At 67.2% G+C, this 17,489-nt stretch carries 20 protein-coding genes and 1 tRNA gene; 9 read left to right on the top strand and 12 right to left on the bottom strand.

Going from position 1 to position 17,489, the window contains the following annotated elements; genetic code table 11:
• Positions 1–12 precede the first annotated feature (12 nt).
• From D4766_RS03290 to D4766_RS03280, 3 genes are all read left to right on the top strand, one after another.
• Positions 13–609, top strand: a complete 597-nt coding sequence (locus D4766_RS03290) for a TlpA family protein disulfide reductase (RefSeq protein ID WP_234024874.1) — start codon at positions 13–15, stop codon at positions 607–609.
• Between the two features lie 245 nt (positions 610–854).
• On the top strand, positions 855–1,031 hold the full coding sequence (locus D4766_RS03285) for an HP1242/YdcH family protein (protein WP_120716164.1): 177 nt from the start codon (positions 855–857) through the stop codon (positions 1,029–1,031).
• 80 nt (positions 1,032–1,111) lie between these two features.
• On the top strand, positions 1,112–2,122 hold the full coding sequence (locus D4766_RS03280; protein ID WP_120716163.1) for a TerC family protein: 1,011 nt from the start codon (positions 1,112–1,114) through the stop codon (positions 2,120–2,122).
• A 205-nt stretch (positions 2,123–2,327) separates the two neighbouring features.
• Here the strand turns inward: D4766_RS03280 and D4766_RS03275 are convergent.
• Positions 2,328–2,403: transfer RNA gene (locus D4766_RS03275), tRNA-Val, on the bottom strand.
• 74 nt (positions 2,404–2,477) lie between these two features.
• Here D4766_RS03275 and D4766_RS03270 point away from each other — a divergent pair.
• Positions 2,478–3,458 carry an asparaginase gene (locus tag D4766_RS03270; RefSeq protein WP_120716162.1) on the top strand — a complete coding sequence of 327 codons (981 nt, stop codon included), beginning with the start codon at positions 2,478–2,480 and terminating at the stop codon, positions 3,456–3,458.
• 15 nt (positions 3,459–3,473) lie between these two features.
• Here the strand turns inward: D4766_RS03270 and D4766_RS03265 are convergent, their stop codons facing one another.
• The 3 genes from D4766_RS03265 to fmt are packed head-to-tail and all read right to left on the bottom strand — an operon-like array spanning position 3,474 to position 6,306.
• Positions 3,474–4,586, bottom strand: coding sequence for a zinc-binding dehydrogenase (locus tag D4766_RS03265; protein WP_120716161.1), 1,113 nt, complete (start codon positions 4,584–4,586; stop codon positions 3,474–3,476).
• Positions 4,587–4,643: 57 nt separating this feature from the next.
• Positions 4,644–5,393 carry a tRNA pseudouridine(38-40) synthase TruA gene (gene truA / locus D4766_RS03260; protein WP_120716160.1) on the bottom strand — a complete coding sequence of 250 codons (750 nt, stop codon included), beginning with the start codon at positions 5,391–5,393 and terminating at the stop codon, positions 4,644–4,646.
• Between the two features lie 7 nt (positions 5,394–5,400).
• Positions 5,401–6,306, bottom strand: coding sequence for a methionyl-tRNA formyltransferase (gene fmt / locus D4766_RS03255; protein ID WP_120718026.1), 906 nt, complete (start codon positions 6,304–6,306; stop codon positions 5,401–5,403).
• A 64-nt stretch (positions 6,307–6,370) separates the two neighbouring features.
• Between fmt and recR the strand changes: the two genes are divergently transcribed.
• Positions 6,371–6,979, top strand: coding sequence for a recombination mediator RecR (gene recR, locus D4766_RS03250; RefSeq protein WP_120716159.1), 609 nt, complete (start codon positions 6,371–6,373; stop codon positions 6,977–6,979).
• 43 nt (positions 6,980–7,022) lie between these two features.
• Positions 7,023–7,586, top strand: a complete 564-nt coding sequence (def, locus tag D4766_RS03245; RefSeq protein ID WP_120716158.1) for a peptide deformylase — start codon at positions 7,023–7,025, stop codon at positions 7,584–7,586.
• Between the two features lie 105 nt (positions 7,587–7,691).
• Here the strand turns inward: def and D4766_RS03240 are convergent, their stop codons facing one another.
• Positions 7,692–8,090, bottom strand: coding sequence for a four-helix bundle copper-binding protein (locus D4766_RS03240; protein ID WP_120716157.1), 399 nt, complete (start codon positions 8,088–8,090; stop codon positions 7,692–7,694).
• A 100-nt stretch (positions 8,091–8,190) separates the two neighbouring features.
• On the opposite strand from D4766_RS03240, the gene D4766_RS03235 reads away from it, so the two are divergent.
• Together D4766_RS03235 and D4766_RS03230 are read left to right on the top strand one after the other, a co-directional pair.
• Positions 8,191–9,570 (top strand): DNA recombination protein RmuC, encoded by a 1,380-nt coding sequence (locus D4766_RS03235; RefSeq protein WP_407701508.1) that lies wholly within the window; start codon positions 8,191–8,193, stop codon positions 9,568–9,570.
• Between the two features lie 38 nt (positions 9,571–9,608).
• Entirely contained in the window at positions 9,609–10,328 is a 720-nt protein-coding gene (locus D4766_RS03230) for a hypothetical protein (protein ID WP_120716155.1), read from the top strand.
• On the opposite strand, the gene D4766_RS03225 is transcribed toward D4766_RS03230, so the two are convergent.
• The 7 genes from D4766_RS03225 to D4766_RS03195 all read right to left on the bottom strand — a co-directional run bounded on the left by D4766_RS03225 (position 10,325) and on the right by D4766_RS03195 (position 15,670).
• On the bottom strand, positions 10,325–11,134 hold the full coding sequence (locus D4766_RS03225; RefSeq protein WP_120716154.1) for a TrmH family RNA methyltransferase: 810 nt from the start codon (positions 11,132–11,134) through the stop codon (positions 10,325–10,327). The two genes, D4766_RS03230 and D4766_RS03225, sit on opposite strands and share 4 nt — an antisense overlap.
• Positions 11,135–11,413: an HPr family phosphocarrier protein gene (locus D4766_RS03220; protein ID WP_194955786.1), complete on the bottom strand. Its 279-nt coding sequence runs from the start codon at positions 11,411–11,413 to the stop codon at positions 11,135–11,137.
• Positions 11,410–11,847 (bottom strand): PTS sugar transporter subunit IIA, encoded by a 438-nt coding sequence (locus D4766_RS03215; RefSeq protein WP_120716152.1) that lies wholly within the window; start codon positions 11,845–11,847, stop codon positions 11,410–11,412. Before D4766_RS03215 ends, D4766_RS03220 begins: the two co-directional genes overlap by 4 nt.
• Before the next feature lie 76 nt (positions 11,848–11,923).
• The gene (gene rapZ, locus D4766_RS03210; protein WP_120716151.1) at positions 11,924–12,826 is read right to left on the bottom strand and encodes an RNase adapter RapZ; all 903 of its coding nucleotides are present in this window, start codon (positions 12,824–12,826) and stop codon (positions 11,924–11,926) included.
• A 72-nt stretch (positions 12,827–12,898) separates the two neighbouring features.
• Positions 12,899–13,327: an HPr kinase/phosphorylase gene (locus D4766_RS03205; RefSeq protein ID WP_120716150.1), complete on the bottom strand. Its 429-nt coding sequence runs from the start codon at positions 13,325–13,327 to the stop codon at positions 12,899–12,901.
• Positions 13,327–14,898: a HAMP domain-containing sensor histidine kinase gene (locus tag D4766_RS03200; protein WP_120716149.1), complete on the bottom strand. Its 1,572-nt coding sequence runs from the start codon at positions 14,896–14,898 to the stop codon at positions 13,327–13,329. Before D4766_RS03200 ends, D4766_RS03205 begins: the two co-directional genes overlap by 1 nt.
• On the bottom strand, positions 14,891–15,670 hold the full coding sequence (locus D4766_RS03195; protein WP_120716148.1) for a response regulator transcription factor: 780 nt from the start codon (positions 15,668–15,670) through the stop codon (positions 14,891–14,893). The genes D4766_RS03200 and D4766_RS03195 overlap by 8 nt, the downstream gene beginning before the upstream one ends.
• Before the next feature lie 186 nt (positions 15,671–15,856).
• Between D4766_RS03195 and D4766_RS03190 the strand changes: the two genes are divergently transcribed.
• Positions 15,857–17,470, top strand: a complete 1,614-nt coding sequence (locus tag D4766_RS03190) for a phosphoenolpyruvate carboxykinase (protein ID WP_120718025.1) — start codon at positions 15,857–15,859, stop codon at positions 17,468–17,470.
• Positions 17,471–17,489 lie beyond the last annotated feature (19 nt).

Below are 17,489 nucleotides of genomic sequence, written 5' to 3'. Positions count from 1 at the left end.
TTGGAGTCCGTCTTGTCGGTCAGACTATCGCTCACGCTGCTCGCCTCGGTCGTCATGGTGGGCCCCTTGCTGGCGGGGTGCAGTAAGGAAGACCCCGCCGCCCCGCAAGCGGAGGGGACGGCGGCTGCCGCCGATGCCGGCGCGCTGACCGGCGAGATCGATCGCAGCCATGCCGGCGACCTGCTGCCCGCCGCGATGCTGTCCGATCCGGACGGCAAGCCGCTCAACACGGCCGCGCTGTCGGGCAAGCCCGTACTGCTCAACCTTTGGGCGACCTGGTGCGCGCCGTGCGTGGAGGAGATGCCGCTCCTCGACGGCGTGGCCGGCGACTACGGCGACCGCCTGCGCGTCGTCACCGCGAGCCAGGACCTCGAAGGCGCGAGCAAGGTCGTGCCGTTCTTCGACAAGGCGAAGTTCGCCCACCTCGAACCCTGGCTCGACCGCGAAAACCGCCTCAGCGAAGCGCTCGGCGGCGAAGGCGTTCTGCCGACGACGGTGCTCTACTCCGCCAGCGGCGAGGAGATCGCCCGCGTGGTCGGCGGCTTCGACTGGCAGGGCGTGGAGGCCAAGGCGCTGATCGACGAGGCAGTGGCGCCGGGGGGCGCGTAACAGGCGCCCGCTCACAATCCGCGACGGTTGCGCCGCCCGCCTCTTGAAATCGAGCGCGGCGCACTTATCCTGTCCATTGCGGACCGGGCCCCTCTGGCGCGCCGCATCGGCCAATCGGCGATGCAGCGCGTGATGTCGGACCGCATCGGATGATGCCGATGTGGCCCGGGTTGTTCTTCCCTCCCCCAATGTGGCCCGTCGGCTCATCCGATCGAACCCAACTGTTCGACAAGGGAGTACGATCGATGTCCGATAGAATGTTCCGCCTGATGGAGCGTCACCAGAAACTCGACCGCCTGCTGGCCGAGGCGCGGCGCCGCGTCCGGCCCGATCCGTTCGAGGTGCTGCGGCTGAAGAAGCTGAAGCTGGCGATCAAGGACCGGATCACCGCGGCCGTGCGCCGCCGCGCGCCCGGTACCTGACCTTCTGACCAGCGGACCGCCGCGGCGAAGGTGCCCACGCGCCCTCCGCCGCGCGCGGCCGCTTTGCGAAAGCGGATCCCATGGAATTCCTGACCGCCGATTTCCTCGGCACTCCGGCGTGGTTCTGGCTGGCCTTCGCCGCGCTGGTCGCCGGCCTCACCGCGTTCGATCTCGGCGTTCTCCACAAGGAGGATCGCGAGATGGGCATCGCAGAAAGCCTCAAGCTCACCGCGTTCTACATCGCCATCGCGCTGGCCTTCGGTGCCTGGATCTGGGTCGAGCGCGGCGCCGAACTGGGCATGCAATACTACACCGGCTTCTTCATCGAGAAGGCGCTGTCGATCGACAACGTATTCGTGATCAGTCTGATTTTCACGTTTTTCGCCATCCCTGCGAAGTACCAGTACCGCGCGCTCCTGTGGGGCATCATCGCCGTGATCGTGCTGCGCGGTCTTATGATCGCGGGCGGTGCCGCGCTGGTCGAAGAGGCGTATTGGGTCCTCTACATCTTTGCCGCGTTCCTCATTTTCACCGGCATCAAGATGTTCTTCGCGGGCGACCACGCGCCCGACATCGCGAACAATCCGGCGGTGAAGTGGATCTCCACCCACATGCGGGTGACGAAGGAACTGCACGCCCAGCATTTCTTCGTGAAGGTGGCGGACGAAAAGACCGGCAAGCTGGTGACCGCGGCGACTCCGCTCTTCCTGGCGCTGGTGGTCATCAACCTTGCCGATCTCGTGTTCGCGGTCGACAGCGTGCCGGCGATCTTCGCGATCACGACCGACACCTTCATCGTCTACACCAGCAACATCATGGCGATCCTGGGCCTGCGCGCACTCTACTTCGCGCTCTCGGCGATGATCCACCGGTTCTACTACCTCAAGTATGCACTGGCGGCGGTGCTGGTATTCATCGGCTCGAAGATCTTCGTCTCCGATTTCCTGCTCGGTGGCGGCAAGTTCCCGCCGGCACTGAGCCTGGGCATCACCGCGGCGCTCATCGCGGGCGGCGTTCTGTTCTCGCTGTGGAAGACCCGCCACGGCGAGGATGCAGCGCCCCAGCTGCCGCACGATGGAATTCGGCCCTAGCGGGCGGGGGCGGGGCGGCGCATCCCGCGCCGCCCGCACCTGCGCCCATCGGTCCGGCGGTAGTCGGCATCGTCCGTTCACCCTTCGCTGTCGGGAGCTTTACCCTGAAACCATCTCCCGGATGATTTCGCGCAGTCGACCCTTCGCTATCGCTCGGGAGTTTTCCCGCGAAACAGTCCCCCGGACTGTTTCGTCCAACGAAAGCTGGTGGGCGATGACGGGCTCGAACCGCCGACATCCTCCGTGTAAAGGAGGCGCTCTACCAACTGAGCTAATCGCCCCCACCTTCGCGCATGGGCGGTGTGCGCTTTAGCCGGTTGGCGGCGCGGGTCAATCGGGGCTAGGGCGCTCGGCCATGACGACGGCCCCGCGCATCCGCATCCTCGCCACCGGCGGCACCATCGCCGGCAGCGGCGGTTCGGCGACGACGCGCGCCTATCGCCCGGGCCAGATCGGGGTGGCCGAACTGCTCGCGGCGGCGGACGGGCTCGGCCTCGAGGCGGATTTCGACGGGCGCGAGATCGCGGGCATCGGGTCGCAGGACATCGGCTGGCCGCAGTGGGACGCGCTCCACCGCGAAATCCTGTCGGCGATGGACGATGACGGCGTCGACGGCGTCATTGTGACCCACGGCACCGACACGGCGGAAGAGACCGCATTTCTCCTCGACCTGACGCTGCCCGCGGGCAAGCCGGTGGTTCTGGTGGGCGCGATGCGACCGGCCGATGCGGTGGGCAGCGACGGAATGCGCAACCTCGCCAACGCGGTGCGGGTGGCGGGCGACGCGCAGGCGGCGGGGCGCGGAGTGCTCGTGGTAATGAGCGACCAGGTCTTCGCCGCGATCGACGTGCGCAAGGCGGCGACCGGCGGGGCGGAGGCGTTCCGCGGCTTCCCGCGCGGACCGATCGCCAACGTCACGCCGATGTCGCTCGACTGGTTCGGCCCGCCGGACAAGGCCGGGCGCGGCGCGCGGTTCGCATGGCCCGACATGCTGCCGAAGGTCGCGATCCTCCACACTTATGCGGGGATGGAGGCCGATACCGTCGGCTGCGCGCTCGGCAGCGGCGTTGAGGGGCTAGTCCTCGCGGGATTGGGCTCAGGCAACGCGCCCGGGCCCGTCATCGACGCGCTGGCGGCGGCGGGCGTGCCGGTCGTCCGCTCGAGCCGGGTCGACCAGGGATCGGTCGATCGCAATCTCGAGGTGGACGACGACGCCAACCGCTTCGTCGCGGCGCGCGGGCTGGGCCCAGCCAAGGCACGGATCCTGCTGCAGCTATGCCTGGCGAGCGGGATGCGCGATCCCGCCGCCATGCAGGCCGAATTCGACCGGCGCTAGGTCAGCCCCCCCCAGTCACCCCCACGGCGTGACGAGGTACTTCTCGCCCGTCTGCATCCGCTTGTAGTCGAGGATCGCGTCCCTCGTCAGCATGCCTTCCAGATCGACCTTGGCCTTGTAGTTGCTGGCGAACGTCGTCGTCAGTCCGTCGAGCACCCGCTGGCGCATCCGGCCCGCGACCTCCGGCCCGGCCATCTGGAGGAACGGGGTGAGCAGCCAGCCCGACAGCGTCCAGCCGAAGCCATAGGCGGGCATCAACGTGGTCGGCCCGGTGTCGAGCCGGCCGTAGATGAACATTCGCTTCGGCTGGTTGGAGCCGTAGCGCGAAAATTCCTTCATCTTGCCGGCCGCGACCTGCTCCATCGCGCGGAAGCAACTGTCGACCATCGTACCGCCTCCGATGGGGTCGAAGCCGTAGAACGCGTCGGTCGCGTCGATCGCGGTGCGCAGGTTCGCCATGAAGTCGCCGTCGGAAGAATTGACGACGTGCCGGGCGCCCTCGGCCTTCAGCAGTTCGGCCTGCTCGTCCTTGCGCACGATGTTGACGAGCGGCACCCCGTCCTCGTTGCAGATGCGCTGCAGCATCAGGCCGAGGTTCGACGCGCCGACGGTGTGGAGGATGCCCTTCGCGCCGTCGATCTTTGCATTCTCGACGAAGCCCAGTGCGGTCATCGGGTTGACGAAGCTTGACGCGCCGGCCTCCGCCGAATGGTCCCCCAGCGGCAGGCACATGGCGGCATCGGCGATGGCATACTGGGCATAGGCGCTGCCCGGCACGCAGGCGACGCGCTGGCCCATCAGCGCCTTCGCCATGTCCGAATCGCCAGTCGCAACCACGGTGCCCGCGCCCTCGTTGCCGGCGGGCAGCCGCATCCCGTGGCGCGCCTTCGACGCGCTGTTGAACGGCTCGGGCATCCTGGCGACCACCTTGCCGTCGGAATACTCGGCGTTCTCGAAATCCGCCGCGCCGGTCAGGATCGCGAGGTCGCTCGGATTGATCGGCGCGGCTTCCATCTTCACGAGCACCTGATTGCCGGTGGGTTCGCGGAACTCGGTCTCCGCAACTTCGAGCGTCAGGGTGCCCTCGGGGCTGAGGGTGGTGAAGAGCTGCTTGCCGGTAGTCGCCATGAATCGTTCTCCCAGTTTCGGTTTGCAACCGTGGCTAGGCCGCCGCGCCCGCGCTGGCTAGTCCTCCCCCGGGTAAATCGCCTTCACGAAGTAGAGCCCGTGCGGCGGGGCGTTCAGCCCAAGCGCCTGCCGGTTACGCGCGGCCAGTGCCTCGGCCACCCGCCCCACCGGCCAGCGGCCCATGCCGACAAGTGCGAGGCAGCCGACCATGCTGCGGACCTGGTGATGCAGGAAACTGCGCGCCGCGGTCTCCACGATCACGTGCTCGCCCTCCAACCGCACGTCGAGCCGGTCAAGCGTCTTGACCGGGCTCGCCGCCTGGCACTGCACCGACCGGAAGGTGGTGAAATCGTGGTGGCCGACCAGCGCCTGCGCCGCCGCATGCATCGCTTCGGCATCGAGCGGCTGGGGCACCTGCCAGGCCCGGTCCCGCTCCAGCGTAAGGGGCGCGCGGCGGTTGGCGATGCGGTATTCGTAGGCGCGGCCGGTGCAGGAAAAGCGTGCGTGCCAGTCGTCCGGCACCACTTCGCACGCGGTGACCGCGACGGGATCGGGGCGGAGGTGTGCGTTCAAAGCCTCCATCAGCCGGAACGGCGCGAACGGCTTCTCGATGTCGACATGCGCCCGCATCGCCAGCGCGTGGACGCCGGTGTCGGTGCGTCCGGCCGCGTGCATCGTCACCGCCTCTCCGGTCGCAGCGTGGGCCGCGTCCTCGACCGCCTGCTGCACGCTCGGCCCCGTCGCCTGACGCTGCAGCCCGACGAACGGCGTTCCGTCGAATTCGAGGGTAAGCGCGAAGCGGGTCATCGGGGACTCAGCCGATGAGCGTCCCGGCGGGGATCGGCTTGCCGCGCAGGAAGTCCTCCACCGCCATCGCCGGCTTGCCCGCGCGCTGCACGCGGACCGGGCGGATCGCGGCATAACCGCAGGCGATGGTGAGGTCGTCGGACAGCGTCGTGCCCGGCTTCCCCTCGCGGGCGACGATGTCGGCCTTCAATACCTTGATGCGTTCGCCGTCGAGCTGGAACCAGGCGCCGGGGAAGGGGGCGAGGCCGCGTACCTGCCGCTCGATCGCCTCGGCGCCGTCGGTCCAGTCGATGCGCGCCTCGGCCTTGTCGATCTTGGGCGCGTAGCTGGCCTGCGCGTCGTCCTGTTCGATGGGGTGCAGCATGGCGAGGTCGATCAGCGTGCCGACCATCAGCTGGGCGCCGATCTCTGCCAGTTCCTCGGTCAGTTCGCCGGCGGTCTTGTCCTCCACCGGCGTGCGCGCGAAGGCGAGCATCGGGCCGGTGTCGAGCCCCGCTTCCATCCGCATGATGGTGATGCCGGTAGTGAGGTCGCCCGCCATGATCGCGCGCTGGATCGGCGCCGCGCCGCGCCACTTGGGCAGCAGGCTGGCGTGGACGTTGAGGCAGCCCTGTTTCGGAATGTCGAGTACCGCCTGCGGCAGGATCAGGCCGTAGGCCGCCACCACGGCGAGGTCCGGTTCGAACGCGGCCAGCTCGGCCTGCGCCTCGGCCGACCTGAGCGAAGCGGGGCACTTTACCGGAATGTGGCGGATTTCGGCCTCCACCTGCACCGGGCTCGGCTGCAGCTTCTTGCCGCGGCCGGCGGGGCGGGGCGGCTGGGTATAGGCGGCGACCACCGTGTGCCCCGCTTCGTGAAGCGCGGCCAGCGTCGGCACCGCGAAGGCCGGCGTTCCCATGAAGACTATTCGCATTTCGGGCGCATAACCGGCTGTGCCGACCTTCCGTTGGAGGAGGGCAGCCCCTATCTTTCCCCCCATGGCATCGCAAGAGATCGAGACGCTGGCAGGCGCGCTGGCGCGGCTTCCCGGGCTCGGTCCGCGCAGCGCGCGGCGCGCGGTCCTGTGGCTGGTGAAGCGGCGCGAGACAGCGCTGCGCCAGATCGTCGCCGCGCTGCAGGAAGTGCAGGACAAGCTCGTCGAGTGCGACACCTGCGGCAACGTCGACACCCAGAACCCGTGCGGCATCTGCACCGACCACCGGCGCGACCGGCGCTCGCTCTGCGTGGTGGAGGACGTAGCCGACCTCTGGGCGCTCGACCGCGCGAAGCTGTTCACCGGGCGCTACCATGTGCTGGGCGGACGGCTGTCGGCGCTGGACGGCGTCGGCCCGGAAGACCTCAGCATCGGGCCGCTGCTCGAACGCGTTCGGGCGCGCGAGGACGGTGTGGGCATCGACGAGGTCGTCCTCGCCACCAACGCCACGCTCGAAGGGCAGACGACCGCGCATTACATCGCCGAACGACTGGAAGGGATGCCGGTCCGCATCACCCAGCTCGCCCACGGTCTGCCGGTCGGCGGAGAGCTCGACTACCTCGACGAAGGGACGTTGGCCCAGGCCCTGCGTGCCCGCAGACCGGTGGGCTGAGCGCTCACTTGCCGTTCAGCGCGCCCATGCATATGTGCGCGCCATGGCCATCCGCGAAATCCTCGAAGTGCCGGACCCCCGGCTAAAGACCGTCTCGACCCCCGTCACCGAGTTCGACGACGAACTCCGCACGCTCGTCGACGACATGTTCGAAACGATGTACGATGCGCCCGGCATCGGCCTCGCGGCGATCCAGGTCGGCGTGCCCAAACGGCTGCTGGTGATCGACCTGCAACCCGACGACGAGGATGCCGAGCCCGTTCCGTGCAACCACGACGGGCACCATCATCATCACCAGCCGACGAAGAAGGAGCCGCGGGTCTTCGTGAACCCGGAAATCCTCGACCCGGCCGATGACCTCATGACCTATCAGGAAGGCTGCCTGTCGGTGCCGGACATCTATGCCGACGTCGACCGGCCCGCGACATGCACGGTTCGCTATCAGGACCTCGACGGCAATGTGTACGAGGAACGAATGGAAGGCCTCATGGCGACCTGCATCCAGCACGAGATGGACCATCTCGAAGGGATCCTGTTCATCGACCACCTCAGCCGGCTGAAGCGGCAGATGGCGCTCAAAAAGCTGCAGAAACTCCGCGCCGCTTAACAGCGGCAAGGAGTTCCTCCGCAGGCGAACCTCCGCGCTGCTTAAGCACCCCAGCAAAAAGCCCCGCCGTCCGGCGGGGCTTTTCGTGTGGGCTGCCGAAGAGGTTCAGGCCGCTGCCTTCATGCTTTCCAGCGCCTTGCGGCAATCCTCCGCGCATTCGCGGCACATCTTCGCGCACCGCTTGCAGTGGTCGTGGTCGTGCTTCTCGCACTCTTCCGCACACGTTTCGCAGGCGAGGATGCAGGTGCGCAGCATCGATTCGATGACCGCGACGTTGCCCGAGGTGCGGCGGGTCGCGACGCGGTAGGTCGCTTCGCAGATGTCCGAACAATCGCTGCACAGCCGGATGCAACGGCGCATGTCCATATCCTCGGCATTGTCGGCATCGGCGCACGAATTGCAGATCGCCGCGCAGTACATCGCGTGCTTCACCGCTTCGGCCAGCTGCTCGTTGTAGTCGGACCCGACGTGCGGATGTTCGCTGATCATTTCCTTGATCGACATGGGCTTGGTCTCCTTCCCTGACGGAGCGCGCGGGAGCGGTGGATAGTTCCGGCGGGGGCTTTCCTATAAGCGTCGTTCCGCGTATGTTCCGGTGATGGATATTACTGCAGTCATTCTGATCTTCGCCGCCCTGCTATTCGGTGCCGCCGCCGGCTGGTTCTTCGGATCGCGTCCCGTCGCCGACTGGAAGGCGCGCCACTCGGAAGCCGACACCGAAGCGAAGGGCCACGCCGAAAAGCTGTCCCGCATGGTCCCCGAACTCGCGACGATGAGCGAACGCGCCGCCCGCGCCGATGCGCTGGCCGCCGCGCTCGATGCCGCGCGCGAGGAACTGACGGGGTTCAAGGCGCGCGAAGCCGGGTTCGCGGAACAGAAGCGCCTGCTCGAGGAAAGCCGCGAAAAGCTGCTCAAGGAATTCGAGAACACCGGCGCGCAAGTGCTCGGAAAGGCGCAGGAAGCCTTCCTCGCCCGCGCGTCCGAACGGTTTGGCCATGCCGAACGGTCGAACAAGGAAGCCATCGCCGCGCTGCTCCAGCCGGTCGGCGAGCGCCTCAAGGCCTACGAGGATCAGGTCGCCACCCTCGAAAAGCAGCGGGTGGATGGGTTTGGTCAACTAACCGGCCTGATCGAATCGATGAAGGCGGGGCAGGAAGAGGTGCGCCGCGAGGCAGCGCGCCTCGGCAATTCGCTCACCAATGCGCCCAAGGCGCGCGGGCGGTGGGGTGAACGGGCGCTGCAGAACGTCCTCGAACAATGCGGGCTCAGCGAACACACCGACTTCGATCTCGAGCATTCGATGGACACCGAGGAGGGGCGGCTGCGGCCCGACGCGATCGTTCGTGTGCCGGGGCAGAAGAAGCTGGTCATCGACGCCAAGGTATCGCTCAACGCCTACCAGGCGGCGTTCGAGGCGGACGACGACGACGAGCGGCGGCGGCACCTCGACCTTCATGCCAAATCAATGCGCGGACACGTCCAGACGCTCGGTACCAAGAGCTATCAGAGCCAGTTCGACGAGGCGCCGGACTACGTCGTGATGTTCGTACCCGGCGAACACTTCGTCGCCGCCGCGCTCGAACACGATCCGGAGTTGTGGGATTTCGCATTCCGCAACAAGGTGCTGCTGGCAACACCTACCAACCTTGTGGCCATCGCGCGCACGGTGGCGCAAGTCTGGCGGCAGGACACTATCGCCCGCGAGGCAGTGGAAATCGGCAAGGCCGGGGCCGAACTCTACGACCGACTGGCGGTGGCCGCCGAACACATGAAGCGGGTGGGCGGGGGCCTCGAAACCGCGGTCAATAATTACAACAAGTTCGTCGGCAGCTTCGAGCGCAACGTCCTGTCCGCCGGTCGCCGGCTCCGGGACAAGGGCATCGAGATCGGCAAGCGCGAGATCGACGAAGTGCCGCTCGTCGAAGCGGCGCCCCGCTATGTCGAGGGACCCGCCGACGCTACGGAACCCGCCACGCGGGAATAGGTTGGACGCGCAAGGTGTCGCTGGTTACGGATGCGGGCATGATCAAATTGAGAGTTTTAGCCACTGCCATCGCGGCCGCCGCAACCCTTGGTGCGTGCAGCCAGGAAAACGCCCCGTCGGAAGCCATCCGCGATGCGACCGACAAAGTGGTTGAACAGGCCGCCGGCAAGCAGGCACCCAAGCTGGCGAAGGGACCGCTCGCACCCCGTGACGACTGCGGATCGATCGAGGGGGCGACCCAATTCCGTCAGACGCTGTCCCGCGCGGTGAAAGCGAAAGACGTCGATGCCCTTGCCGCGCTCGTTGCGCCGGACGTGAAACTCGATTTCGGCGGGGGCGGCGGCACCCCCGAACTCCGCAAGCGGCTCGCGGAGAACGATGTCCTGTGGGCCGAACTTGCCGAACTGGTCGATCTGGGCTGCGCGGCCAGCGGCGACGGCGGCATCGTCGTCCCCTGGTTGTTCGAACAGGATATGGGCGGGCGCGACCCGATGGTGGCCATGATCGTGACTGGCGAGGACGTGCCGGTCCACGAAACCATCGATCCGGCCAGCCCGGTGACCGGCACGGTCTCGTGGGATGCGGTCGAGCTCGTCGGCGGGCTGATGCCTAGGGCGGCGCTGCAGCATGTGAAACTCGCGGACGGCAAGACCGGATACATCGCGGCCGACCGGCTGCGGTCGCTGCTCGATTACCGCCTCTACGCCTCGAGCCGCGACGGGAAGTGGAGCATCACCAGCTTTGTCGCGGGCGACTAGCCGACCGCGTCGAGCACCTCGTAGGCCAGCACCGCCGCCGCGACCGCCGCGTTGAGGCTGTCGGCGCGCCCCTTCATCGGCATGGTCACGCGCAAGTCGCAGGCGGCTTCGTAATCCTCGGGCAACCCGCGCGACTCGTTGCCGACGAGGACGAAGCACGGCGCCCCATACGGCGCCCCGCGATAGGGTACGGCCTCGCGCAGCGATGCGGCAACAAGCTGTCCCGGCCCCGACCGCAGCCACGGCAGGAAATCCTCCCACCGCGCCTGGGCGATCGGCACGGTAAAGATCGCGCCCATGCTCGCGCGCACCGCCTCGACACCGAACGGATCGGCGCAATCGTCCACAAGGATCAGACCGCCCGCCCCGACGGCGTCCGCGGTCCGCAGCATCGTCCCGAGATTGCCCGGATCGCGTAGCGCCTGCGCGACGAGAAAGATCGGCGCGGCAGTCCGGTCGATCGCTTCGAGATCGGTGGGCAACGGCGCGAACACGCCCGCCACCGCCTGCGGATTGTCCTTGCCGGTGATCTTGCCGAGAATATCGGGAGTGGTCTCGATCACCTCGCCCCCGGCGGCGGCGACATCGGCTTCCAGCGCGTCGAGCAAGGGATGAGCTTCCCGCTCGCTCGCCATCACGAGCGTCGATGGCAGGATGCCGCTCTCGCGCGCATCGGTCAGCAGCCGCAACCCCTCGGCGAGGAAGCGCCCGTCACGCTGGCGGTGCTTCTTGTCGCGCAAGGCACGAAGGGCTTTGACCGTCGGATTTGAAAAGCCGGTAATCTCGCGGCGGCCGGGGCGGGCCACTCAGTCCTCGCCGAAACCGTCGTCGATAAGGGCGCAGAGCTGCGTCAGCACGGCTTCTGCATCATCACCGGCCACGATCACTTCGACCGTGTCGCCCTTGGCCGCACCCAGCATCATCAGCCCGAGGATCGAGCCGCCGACCGCCTCGTTGCCGTCCTTGACGATGCGGACGGAGGTGTCTCCGGGCAGAGCGGCGACCGCGCCGACGAACTTCGCGCTCGCCCGGGCGTGAAGGCCGCGGCTGTTGACGATCGTGCAGGACCGCCGCAGCTCGCTCACGAGGCTTTCGCCTTTTTCCCGCATCCCCCCGCGCCGTGCGACGAGAGAAACTCCGAGGCCACCGTGATGTAGTTCTTGCCCGCGTCGCGCGCGGCGATGACCGCGTCGGACACCGGCATCGCCTTGCGCGCACCGGCAAGGCGGATCAGCATCGGCAGGTTGATGCCGGCGATCACCTCGATCCGCCCGGCCTCCAGCAGCGAGATCGCGAGGTTCGACGGCGTGCCGCCGAACAGGTCGGTCAGCACGATCGCGCCTTCGCCCGTATCGACACGGTCGATGGCCGATGCAATGTCCTTGCGCCGCTGTTCGGCATCGTCGCTCGGCCCGATGCAAATCGTCGCGATCCCCTCTTGCGGACCGACGACGTGTTCCATCGCGCCGACGAATTCCTCCGCCAGGCGGCCGTGGGTGACCAGGATAAGTCCGATCATGTCTGAATGATGCTCTCGGCTTCGGTTCGTTCCGCGGTGCCGGCCCGACCCCGGGCGCCGCCGTTTGGCGGGATCGTCATGCCTGCGGTGACCCTTCGAGCTGGTCGGCGGCGCGCGATCCCAGGTTGCGATGGATGACAGTGGGCGAAAACCCCGCCCCGCGCAAGGCCTGCGCGATGGCCTCGGCGGTGTGCACCGATCGGTGCTTGCCGCCGGTGCAGCCGAACGCGATGGTGACGTACGCCTTTCCTTGCGCGGCATAGCGCGGCAGCAGCAGCAGCAGCAGGTCGCGGATCCCGGTGAACGCTTCGTCCCAGGCGGCGTCGCGTTCGATATGCGCGGCCACCGCATCGTCCAGCCCGGTCAGCGGCCTGAGGTCCGGGTCCCAATGCGGATTGTCGAGAAAGCGCATGTCGAACACAAGGTCGGCGAGCGGCGGCATGCCGCGCGCAAAGCCGAAACTGGTGACAGTGACCGTCATGTTTTCCTCGAGCCGATCGGCAAAGCGGTCGCGGATCGCGTGCTGAAGGTCGCTGGCGCTGAGATCCGACGTGTCGATCACCGCTTCGGCCCAGCGCCGCAACGGTTCGAGGAGTTCGCGCTCGGCCCGTATGCCTTCGGGTACCGGGCGCCCTTGCGCCAGCGGATGGCGACGCCGCGTTTCGTTGTAGCGCCGTTCGAGCTCGCTGCTCGAACAGTCGAGGAAAAGCGTGGTGACGTCGAGATCGGCGCGCTTCGCCAACGCCTCGCCGCGGGCGATGACCTGATCCGGCATGAAACCCCGTGTGCGCGAATCGAACCCGATAGCGATGGGCGGGCGAGGTTCGCCGCTCGCGGTTTCGGCGGCGACGAGACCTTCCAGCAGGCGGATCGGGAAGTTGTCGATCGCCTCCCACCCCAGGTCCTCCAAGACATTGAGTGCGGTCGTCTTGCCCGCGCCGGAGACGCCGGTCACGAGCAGCACGCGCTGGCGGGACATTGGCGATGACGGCGAGTCGGTGGGCATGTGTCCCGTGTGGAGGCTGGCCGGAGCGTTGGGAAGGGCTGGCGGTCAGACAGTATCGGCGAGGGCCAATCCGTGAAGCGCCAGCGCATATTCGGCGCGGACAGCGGCAGCCGGGCCGCGCGGATCGAACACGAGGTGGGGAATTGCGCAGCCTTCGATCTCGATCGAGCCCGCGCTGGCGACATACCGGGGAGCGTCTTCGGCGAGGGTCAACACCAATGCCACCGTGCCGGAGCTTGTCGGAAGGTGAACGATACCGACGTTACGCAGTTCGAGGAGGCCCACGGTCTCCGGGGCAGGCGAAGCGCGTAGGCCATTGAACCGGGGTTCGAGCAGCACGCCGTCGTCACCGACCAGGCTTGCCCCGCGATCGATGAGCGCCAGTGCCAGCGACGACTTGCCGCTGCCCGGCGGCCCTTCGCACAGCAGCGCCCGTCCGCCGATCGCCACCGCGGTAGACTGGCGCAGCGCCATCAGCGCGCCTTCGCCGCCGCATTGGGCAGGGTAAGCACGAGGCAGGCACCTTCGGCTCCGTCAGCCCGCGCCTCGGCCAGCAGCGAGCCCTGGTGCCCCTCGGCGATCGTGCGCGCCATGGCGAGGCCGAGCCCGCTGTGCTGGCCGAACCCTTCGTCTTCCGGCCGGTCGGAGTGGAAGCGGCGGAAGACCTTTTCACGCGCGTCTTCCGGGATGCCGGGGCCGTGGTCGCTGACGCGCAGTTCCACCAGTCCTTCGCCGCGGTCAATGTCGAGTTCGATCGCGGTGTTTTCTGGAGAAAACGAGACGGCGTTGTCGAGAAGGTTGTCGACGATGCGTTCGATCCTGACGGGAACGCCCGATACCGTCGCCCCGCTCTTCGGGTGTGTGAATACGATCTCGCGGCCGGCATTCTCGTCGCGTTCGTCGCGTCGGTGCACGATATTGCGCACCAGCGCGACGAGGTCGATCGCCTCGAAGGTGGCCCGGCTCAGTTCGGCTTCGATCCGGCTGGCCTCGGAAATTTCGCTGACGAGGCGATCGATCCGACGGACATCGTGCGCGGCGATCTGGTTCAGTTGGGCGCGCAGGTCGGCATCCTCCACCGTGCCGAGCGATTCGAGCGCGCTGCGCAGGCTGGCGAGCGGGTTCTTGATCTCGTGCGCGACGTCAGCAGCGAAATGTTCGACCGCGTCGATCCGCTGGCGCAGGGTGTCGGTCATATCGGAAATGGCGCGCGCAAGCTCGCCGATTTCGTCGCGGCGCAGGGGCAGGCGGGGGACCTGGACCTGCCGCTCGCGCCCCTGCCGCACGCGGTTGGTCGCGCTCGCCAGCATGCGCAGGGGCAGGACGATCGTCCGCGCCATGTAGAGCGACAGCAGGGTGCTCATCAGAAGGGCGAGGATCACGGCCAAGAACAGCGTGCTTCGCGCCTCGCGGACCTGCTGGGTGATGTCGACCGCGTTGCGCGTGGTGAGCAGCGTCGCGCCGAGAAGGCCGACGGGTGCGGCGGTGTTGATGACGGGGGTACCGTCACTCGCGTCGCGGAGCTGGATCTGGGTGAGGTTTTCCTCGCGGGCGCGCTTCAGCTCGGGCCACGCATCGGCATCGGTGCTTTCCGGCTCGACATAGTCCGGGATGGGGTCCGCCCCGACCACCTTGTCGACCGCGCGGTCGAGCCAGCGGGCGAAGTTTTCCTGCCATGTCTCGTCGCCCGGCACGTCGAAGGCGAAGCTGGGGTCGGTCAGCTTGAAACTGTCGGCCCACAGGCGGCCTTGCGCGTCGAACATGCGCAGGCGCATCTTCTGCTCCTTGCCGATCTGGACGAGCACCGCTTCCTGCCGTTCACGGCTCGCGCCAGCCAGCGCCTCGGCGGTGATCTGCGCTTCCACCCGGGCGAGCTTGTAGCGTTCGTCGAGGAGCTGCTTGCGATAGCTGTCGAGGTAGAACACACCGCCGCCCAGCAGGAGCAGGGGCAGCAGGTTGATAATGAGGATGCGGGGGGTGAGCGACAGCCGCCGCCCGGGCACGAAGGTATCGGTGAGCCGCCGCGCCGCGGTGCCGTCAGCCATCGGCGAAGCTGTATCCCGCGCCGTAGAGCGTTTCGATCGCGCCGAACTCGGGATCGACGCTGCGGAACTTGCGCCGCATGCGCTTGATGTGGCTGTCCACCGTCCGATCGTCGACGAAGACGTCGTCGGGATAAGCCGCGTCCATGAGCAGATTGCGGCTCTTGATGACGCCGGGCCGCTGGGCGAGCGCCTCGAGGATCAGGAATTCGGTGACCGTGAGCGAGACCGGCTCGCCGTCCCACGTCACCTGGTGGCGGGCCGGGTCCATGCGCAACCGGCCCCGCTCGATCACCGGGCCGGGTTCTGCGGCCGCCGGGCTGCCGGCAGGCGCATCGGGCACGGAGAGGCCGCTGCGCTTCAGCAGGGCGCGAATGCGGGCGATCAGCAGACGCAGGCTGAAGGGCTTCGCGATGTAGTCGTCGGCGCCCATCTCGAAGCCGAGTTCCTCATCCTCCTCGTCGTCCTTACTGGTGAGGAAGATGACCGGCAGCGCCGATTCGGCGCGCACCCGGCGAAGCAGTTCCATCCCGTCCATCCGCGGCATCTTGATGTCGAACACGCCAAGATCGGGCGGGTTCTCCACCAGCGCCTTCAATGCCGCCTCGCCGTCGGAATAGACGCGGGTCGCGAACCCTTCGGCCTGCAGTGCGATCGATACGGTGGTCAGGATGTTGCGATCGTCGTCGACGAGCGCGATCGTGCGCCGTTCCAGCCTGTCGCTCGGCTGGCCAAGAGCCCCGATCCCATCCTGCACTTCCGCGGTCACGCGCATCCTCCATCCGATACCCGTCGCGCCTAGCCCGTCCGGCGCAGCGAAACAACGCGCAGAGGCAATCTTAACCTTGGTTGTTTGACGGAAAACGCGTCGTCCACTATGCGCTGCAGCCGGCCCCGTGCAAACGTATGCACGGCCGGCCGGTCGCTCGATTACCTCGCTCAATTCCCGGAGACGCTTTTCGTGACTGCCCCGCTCGCCCAATCGCTGTCCGAACAGGGTTTCGAGACCAGCGCCACGATCCACGCCAACCTCGGCACCGCCGCACTCGTCGAAGAAGCGTTGAAGCGCGGCGAGGGCCGCCTGACCAAGGACGGGGCGCTGCTGGTCGACACGGGCAAGTTCACCGGGCGCAGCGTGAAGGACAAGTTCGTCGTCCGCGACGAAACCACCGAAGACACCATCAACTGGGGTCCGATCAACCAGCCGATGACGCCTGAGCACTGGGCGAATCTCAAGGCCGATTTCCTCGCCGAACTGAAGGGGCAGGACGAGCTCTACGTCGCCGACCTGTTCGGGGGCAGCCAACCGGAATACCGCGTCAACGTGCGTGTGATAAACCAGATGGCCTGGCACAACCTGTTCATCCGCACGCTGCTGGTCCGCCCGACGGCGGACGAACTGGCGGACTTCACCCCCGAATACACGATCATCAACCTGCCGAGCTTCAAGGCCGATCCCGAGCGCCACGGCAGCCGCAGCGACACCGTGATCGCGGTCAATCTGACCGAAAAGATGATCCTCATCGGCAACACCGAGTATTCGGGCGAGATGAAGAAGGGCGTGTTCGGCCTTCTGAACTTCCTCCTTCCGGCACAGGGCGTGATGCCGATGCACTGTTCGGCCAACATCGGTTCGGACGGCAAGAGCGCGATCTTCTTCGGCCTGTCGGGCACCGGCAAGACCACGCTGTCGGCCGATGCCAGCCGTACGCTGATCGGCGACGACGAGCACGGCTGGTCGGACACCGCGATCTTCAATTTCGAAGGCGGCTGCTACGCCAAGATGATCAACCTCTCGGCCGAAGGCGAGCCCGAGATCTACGCCACGACCAAGATGTTCGGCACGATCCTCGAGAACGTGACGATGGACGAGGATACGCGCGAACTCGACTTCACCGACGACAGCAAGACCGAGAACACCCGCGGTGCTTACCCCATCGAATTCATCCCGAACACGAGCGAAGAGAACCTCGGCCCGCCGCCGTCGAACGTCATCCTGCTGACCGCCGATGCCTTCGGCGTGCTGCCTCCGATCGCGCGGCTCACGCCCGACCAGGCGATGTATCACTTCCTTTCGGGCTACACCGCCAAGGTTGCCGGCACCGAAATCGGTGTGACCGAGCCGACAGCAACCTTCAGCACCTGCTTCGGCGCGGCGTTCATGCCCCGCCACCCGAGCGTCTACGGCAACCTCCTCAAGAAGCGCATCGCCGATGGCGGGGCGACCTGCTGGCTGGTCAACACCGGCTGGAGCGGCGGCAAGGCGAGCGAGCCCAGCATCAAGCGGATGCCGATCAAGGCGACACGGGCGCTTCTCAACGCCGCGCTGGATGGCAGTCTGAACGACGTCGAATTCCGCAAGGACCCGAACTTCGGGTTCGAAGTGCCGGTCAGCGTGCCGGGCGTCGACGAGAACCTGCTCGACCCGCGCGCCGCATGGAAGGACCAGGACGAATACGACCGCACTGCGCACAAGCTGGTGCAGTTGTTCGTCGACAACTTCGCGCAGTTCGAGGAGCACGTGGATCAGGGCGTGCGGGATGCCGCCCCCAGCGCGGCGACCGAAGCCGCCTGATCGATCTTTCCAGTTGGAG

Origin of the sequence: Tsuneonella amylolytica, from assembly GCF_003626915.1 — a bacterium.
Taxonomy (GTDB): Bacteria; Pseudomonadota; Alphaproteobacteria; order Sphingomonadales; family Sphingomonadaceae; genus Tsuneonella; species Tsuneonella amylolytica.
The sequence above is the reverse complement of the archived record's forward strand: the minus strand, read 5'-3'. Positions and strand labels throughout refer to the sequence as shown.

Excerpts from the sequence above, each read along its gene's own strand:
- D4766_RS03285 (WP_120716164.1), top strand. The coding sequence starts at position 855 with ATGTCCGATAGAATGTTCCGCCTGATGGAGCGTCACCAGAAACTCGAC.
- D4766_RS03280 (WP_120716163.1), top strand. The coding sequence starts at position 1,112 with ATGGAATTCCTGACCGCCGATTTCCTCGGCACTCCGGCGTGGTTCTGG.
- D4766_RS03270 (WP_120716162.1), top strand. The coding sequence starts at position 2,478 with ATGACGACGGCCCCGCGCATCCGCATCCTCGCCACCGGCGGCACCATC.
- D4766_RS03265 (WP_120716161.1), bottom strand. The coding sequence starts at position 4,586 with ATGGCGACTACCGGCAAGCAGCTCTTCACCACCCTCAGCCCCGAGGGC.
- truA (WP_120716160.1), bottom strand. The coding sequence starts at position 5,393 with ATGACCCGCTTCGCGCTTACCCTCGAATTCGACGGAACGCCGTTCGTC.
- fmt (WP_120718026.1), bottom strand. The coding sequence starts at position 6,306 with ATGCGAATAGTCTTCATGGGAACGCCGGCCTTCGCGGTGCCGACGCTG.
- recR (WP_120716159.1), top strand. The coding sequence starts at position 6,371 with ATGGCATCGCAAGAGATCGAGACGCTGGCAGGCGCGCTGGCGCGGCTT.
- def (WP_120716158.1), top strand. The coding sequence starts at position 7,023 with ATGGCCATCCGCGAAATCCTCGAAGTGCCGGACCCCCGGCTAAAGACC.
- D4766_RS03240 (WP_120716157.1), bottom strand. The coding sequence starts at position 8,090 with ATGTCGATCAAGGAAATGATCAGCGAACATCCGCACGTCGGGTCCGAC.
- D4766_RS03230 (WP_120716155.1), top strand. The coding sequence starts at position 9,609 with ATGATCAAATTGAGAGTTTTAGCCACTGCCATCGCGGCCGCCGCAACC.
- D4766_RS03215 (WP_120716152.1), bottom strand. The coding sequence starts at position 11,847 with ATGATCGGACTTATCCTGGTCACCCACGGCCGCCTGGCGGAGGAATTC.
- rapZ (WP_120716151.1), bottom strand. The coding sequence starts at position 12,826 with ATGTCCCGCCAGCGCGTGCTGCTCGTGACCGGCGTCTCCGGCGCGGGC.
- D4766_RS03205 (WP_120716150.1), bottom strand. The coding sequence starts at position 13,327 with ATGGCGCTGCGCCAGTCTACCGCGGTGGCGATCGGCGGACGGGCGCTG.
- D4766_RS03200 (WP_120716149.1), bottom strand. The coding sequence starts at position 14,898 with ATGGCTGACGGCACCGCGGCGCGGCGGCTCACCGATACCTTCGTGCCC.
- D4766_RS03195 (WP_120716148.1), bottom strand. The coding sequence starts at position 15,670 with ATGCGCGTGACCGCGGAAGTGCAGGATGGGATCGGGGCTCTTGGCCAG.